Origin of the sequence: Stappia sp. MMSF_3263, assembly GCF_030733745.1 — a bacterium.
Classification (GTDB): Bacteria; Pseudomonadota; Alphaproteobacteria; order Rhizobiales; family Stappiaceae; genus Stappia.
On record NZ_JASHIK010000047.1, the window covers coordinates 1 to 4,722 of the forward strand.

At 56.3% G+C, this 4,722-nt stretch carries 3 protein-coding genes, 1 tRNA gene and 1 pseudogene; 2 read left to right on the forward strand and 3 right to left on the reverse strand.

Features of this window, described 5'->3' with window-relative positions; genetic code table 11:
* Nucleotides 1-70: 70 nt before the first annotated feature.
* Nucleotides 71-147 (forward strand) — tRNA-Met (locus RBB46_RS23200).
* Between the two features lie 501 nt (nt 148-648).
* On the opposite strand, the gene RBB46_RS23205 is transcribed toward RBB46_RS23200, so the two are convergent.
* The 3 genes and pseudogenes from RBB46_RS23205 to RBB46_RS23215 form a co-directional block, all read right to left on the reverse strand.
* Nucleotides 649-1,748 (reverse strand): IS3 family transposase gene (locus tag RBB46_RS23205; RefSeq protein WP_306031447.1). Its coding sequence is split into 2 segments (ribosomal slippage): nt 649-1,499 and nt 1,499-1,748, totalling 1,101 coding nucleotides; the frame shifts between segments, so codons are not numbered across the junction.
* A 65-nt stretch (nt 1,749-1,813) separates the two neighbouring features.
* Nucleotides 1,814-2,170, reverse strand: a pseudogene (locus RBB46_RS23210) (ArdC-like ssDNA-binding domain-containing protein); the annotation flags it as partial.
* 233 nt (nt 2,171-2,403) lie between these two features.
* Complete coding sequence (locus RBB46_RS23215) at nt 2,404-4,350, reverse strand: hypothetical protein (RefSeq protein ID WP_306031448.1); 1,947 nt, start codon at nt 4,348-4,350, stop codon at nt 2,404-2,406.
* Here RBB46_RS23215 and RBB46_RS23220 point away from each other — a divergent pair.
* A partial coding sequence (locus RBB46_RS23220) for a hypothetical protein (protein ID WP_306031449.1) occupies nt 4,312-4,722 on the forward strand: 411 nt, incomplete at its 3' end. The genes RBB46_RS23215 and RBB46_RS23220 overlap by 39 nt on opposite strands.

Consider the following 4,722-nt stretch of genomic DNA (forward strand, 5'->3'; position numbering starts at 1 on the left):
GCCGCCAGGCCCGCAAAGCGCAAAAACAAACTCTGCAAAAAAAACAACAAAACAAAACAAACACAATTAACGCGGGGTGGAGCAGCCCGGTAGCTCGTCAGGCTCATAACCTGAAGGTCGCAGGTTCAAATCCTGCCCCCGCAACCAAATAATACCCGCCAAAGCAATAGCTTGGCGGGTTTTTGATTCCTGACGCAACGTAATCGAGTTTCCAACCGGAATCATATCGGAATCAATCGAAGGGAAGCACCGGCGCAGAATCGGCGGATTCACTAAATACGTGAGTTGCCGTAGGGGGCACGCTTTGGATTGGGTTGAGCCATACGGCTTTGACGCTGCCGATCGTGTTCGGACCGACAATCGAAGCTAGATCGGTCTGTCGAAGCCGACTCCCTTGTCGAAGCTCTCGCCCGTGACCGAGAAGCCCTGTTGAATTGCATTTTTGGAAAGATGGAAACGGAGTTCACTTGAGCGCTAATGGCACGGCGGCGATGCCGGGGGAGAGATCATTACCTTGAGGCTAGGTATGGTCTAGAAGAATCCCGCTTGATCCGAAGGATCGGAGGGAGCGCCTTTCGTCCATCCTAGATGACCTGAGACCCGATCATCTTCCATTTCAGCGCGGAGTCCTTCGGTTGATTTTTGACCTCATGCGGCCCGTGTTTGCAATGTCATATTCATTGCGAATTCGTTGGGCGTGAGATTGCCCAGGGATGAGTGGGGCCTGTTTCGGTTGTAGTCTTCCCTCCATGCGGTAATTTGGCTTCTCGCCTCGGCGAGCGAAGAAAACAGTGTCTCGTTGAGGCACTCATCCCTGAAGCTACCGTTGAAGCTCTCGACAAATCCGTTCTGCATCGGCTTGCCGGGTTGAATGTAATGCCAGTCGACGCCTGTCTCCTGACACCATTTGAGAACGGCCATACTGGTCAGCTCGGTGCCGTTGTCTGAGACCACAGTGACCGGTTTGCCTCGCAGACGGATGAGCGCATCAAGTTCACGGGTGACCCGCAAACCGGACAATGAAGTGTCGGCCACCAGCGCCAGGCACTCGCGGCTGTAATCGTCGACCACGGCCAGAATCCGGAAGCGACGACCGTCCGTGAAGGCGTCCGACACGAAGTCCAGGCTCCATCGCTCGTTTGTCCTATTTGGCAACACCATTGGCCTTCGGGTACCCAATGCTCGCTTCCGGCCGCCACGTTTGCGAACCTGAAGCTTCTCCTCGCGATAGAGGCGCCGCAGCTTCTTCTGGTTCATGCAGATGCCCTGGCGTTCCAGCATCAGGTGAATACGCCTGTAGCCGAAGCGCCGGCGTTCACCGGCAACCTTCTTCATGGCTTCACGCAGATCGGAATCATCCGGACGAAGGCTTCGATACCGAACACTCGACCGGTCAATTGCCAAGACCGCACACGCCCGGCGTTGGCTCACCCCATGCGCTGTGCACAGGTGAGCCGCAGCCTCCCGCTTCACACCGGGCGTCACCATTTTTTTGAGGCAACATCCTTCAGCATGGCATTGTCGAGCATGGCTTCCGCCAGCAGCTTCTTCAGCTTGGCGTTCTCGTCTTCCAGAACCTTCAGCTTGCGGGCATCGGAAACGTCCATCCCGCCGAACTTGGCCTTGTACTTGTAGAAGGTCGCTTCCGAGATGCCGTGCTTGCGGCAAACATCCGCCGTCTTCATCCCTGCTTCCTGCTCCCGCAAAATGCCGATGATCTGTTCTTCCGTGAACCGTGAACGCTTCATTCCGTCCGTCTCCTGCGTGTGACGGACTCTACACCAAACTGGAGGAGTTCTGGGGTCTCAGGTCAACGGCGCTTCTCGTCGTCCGGCACGAAGCGGTCGGTATAGACGATGGTGGTGCCGCGTTCACCCTTGCGGACATGGCCACCAAGCGACAGCGCCTGGCGGAAGGTCAACCAGTTCTGGCCGGAGAAGCCGCGTTCGATCACGGCGCCCCAGAGCAGCAGGATGTTGATGCCCGAATACTGACGACCGGTGGAGGCGTTCTTAGGAAGGCCAAGGGGAGCCTTCGCCGCCGCCGTTCCCCAAGGCTGGACCCAGGGCACGCGGCCGGCCTCCAGCTCGGCGATGATCTTGTCGGTGATTTCAGAATAGAGATTTGTCCGGTCGAGTCGGGCGCCGGATTTGCGGTTCTGTCTGGACATCGCGGGACTCCGCGACGGGCGCCGGAGACCTCTCCTCCAGTCCTTATCCCGTCACGGCAGACCCGTCCGCACTCTCACTCTAAAAGGGGGCGTTGCGGGGGAAACCCCCGCTCGAAGGGGTCGGCCGATACCACCGGCTCGGACGCAGGGGAAGGCTTTCCCCTCTGGAACATTCCGTAAAGGCACAGAAACGTGGAAGCGGCTTTGAGGCCTGGTTCCTGTTGGCTCAGGCTTCAAGCTTCCAATGCGCTGATGAGTTCCTGGGTGTCAAAGCTGAGGAGAAACTGTGCGTAGGCATTGGTGAAAAGGTCGGAAATATACTCGGTAATCTCTATCGACACATTGTCCGCGTCTTCAGCCTCTCGCTGGATCAGATATTTGCGGTTTCTGGTTATCGCAAACAAGAACAAGGTGTGAAAATACACTGCTGAAAAATAGCGCTTTTCTGCGACCGTTATTGCTTCCGGGGTTTTCAAACGGCTGCGGTAGTTCAGCAGCGCTGAGCTATCCATGTTGACGTAGACTGCGCTCAAACCGTTTTCATCGGCCAGCGGATGAACAACTGTCTCATGGGACATGTCGATGCCGTTTTCATCGAGTTTTTCCCATGTCATCACGTTAGCGGGGCCGTCCTCGCGGGGTTCTTTGTAGACCATCACAGGTTCGGGAAGGCCAAGGCGATCATCCGGGGTGTCGCCGGGATCGTTCGATGGTTTCTTGTTTTCGGGGTCCGTCACCTTCACCATGAAGACCTGCTCCAATGCACCGGAGGGTTGGGACAACTCGGCGCGTAGGGTGACGGCATCCCCGACAGCAAGATCGTTCGTTGCATTGACATGCACGCGAATCGTGCCGGATGTCGGGCTGGATTTGACGACGTTTAGGACCGATTTGATGTTGGTCAGCCTGCCGGGTTCATTTCCTCCTTCACCGTCTGACGGTTCTGGTCCGAGGAGGGCGATCCGTAACTCGCCGGGTTCGGACACGCGATCGAAATAGTGGTCCTCGACGTCCGTTGAGAATCGTATGGTCTTGGAGCTCCCTGCAGGGAGCATTACCAAAGGCATTCCGGACTTGTCTTTCGCCTTGACCTCAATTTGGAAAGTTGACGGGAACCGTTGAGGATTGAACTCAGGCTTTTCGGGCTTCGGGGTGTCGGTCTTCTTCTTTGTTTCCAGCTTTTGGCGCTTGCCTTCGCGTGAGTCATCGAGTCGAAAGGTTTGGTTGAGCAGCTTGGCCAAGTCCTGTTTGAGGGGCAGGTGCCTGGTCATGTTGCGTAAGAGATCTTCCGCGTCGTTGCCTTCGATATTTAGGGATGCCTTGCGCGCGGCATTGATTTCCTTAAGACGCCCACTGGTGAGCAGCGTGGCAAGGCGTCTACGCAAATCGCGCGACTCTTCGCCGCCCTTCAGACGATCGCGTGATGCCATGAACAGCTCGTTTCGCACGCCGGTTCTGATCCCGGTGCAATCGACATGGATCAGCAAATGATCCTTCAGCAGGGGAAACTTCAAAGAACGCGTGACGAATTCCGATGTGAGATGGCCGTGGACCTGGCCGTTCATCGAAAAGATCACCGTCATGTTGTTCTTGAAGAATTCACGCTGGATCGTGCTGCGTGTGTCCTTTGAAGATCGCCCTTCCGCTCGGGCATTGAAGACGTATGAGGTAACCTTCAGAGCCCCGATCTCGGCGTCGTTGATCTCATCAGAAAAGTAGGTCTGAACGTACTTACTGTCGTCTTCTTCTAGCCGCCGTTGAAGCCCGAAAAGATCCCGCTCCAGGTTTCGGTCGTCAGGATACCGTTCTTTTGTGTCGACTGTCAGAATCGGCAACGCAGGCCGAAAAAGGTACTCGTTCAGGCTTTGGTTGAGGTCACGGGATATGACTGATCGCGAGCCAGATGGCAGATCGTAGGAGTAGAGCTTGACAACGCTGCCGGTTCGAAATCTTCGGTTGGCCAAGCCCAGCTCGATCTCGTCAATCTTGAAGCGCGGGATGCGATCGCCGATCACAAGATACTCATACCAGGTGTTCTTGCGGGTGCTTTCCTCGGACGTCGTCAACGGATGTCGGCGGACGAGGGTGAACCCGAACTCGGAGTGATTGTCGAAGCGTTTTGATGCGATGAGCTGGTAGCGGTGTTTGCCGCAGAACGCGACAGCGCCGGCACCACCCATATTGTATTTGCCCTGTACGAAATGGATCTCGTTTTTGTTGCCGCGGAGGAGCGACAGAAAAGTGTCCTCAAAGTCATCCGGCGCCTGTCCGATACCCTCATCGAAGATGACGAGGGACGTCTCCATGCGAGGGCCGTCGGCAACAATCTGCAACGTTTCGGATTGCTGCTTCCGGTGTGCGGTCAGATCCCAGTTCTTGTGATCCGGGAAGAACCGAGAGACGCCATCCGGAACGGATTTTGGCGCTTCTGGCGATTTGGGGTCGATCCCTTCTTCAAGGCATCGTCGCTCCAGAGTAAGCGGCCGGTTTATGCCGCAGCGACGATTGATGCAGTTTCGGCTGGCCGCCAATGCCAGGGCAGCAGTTCATCG

Excerpts from the sequence above, each read along its gene's own strand:
- RBB46_RS23215 (WP_306031448.1), bottom strand. The coding sequence starts at position 4,350 with ATGGGTGGTGCCGGCGCTGTCGCGTTCTGCGGCAAACACCGCTACCAG.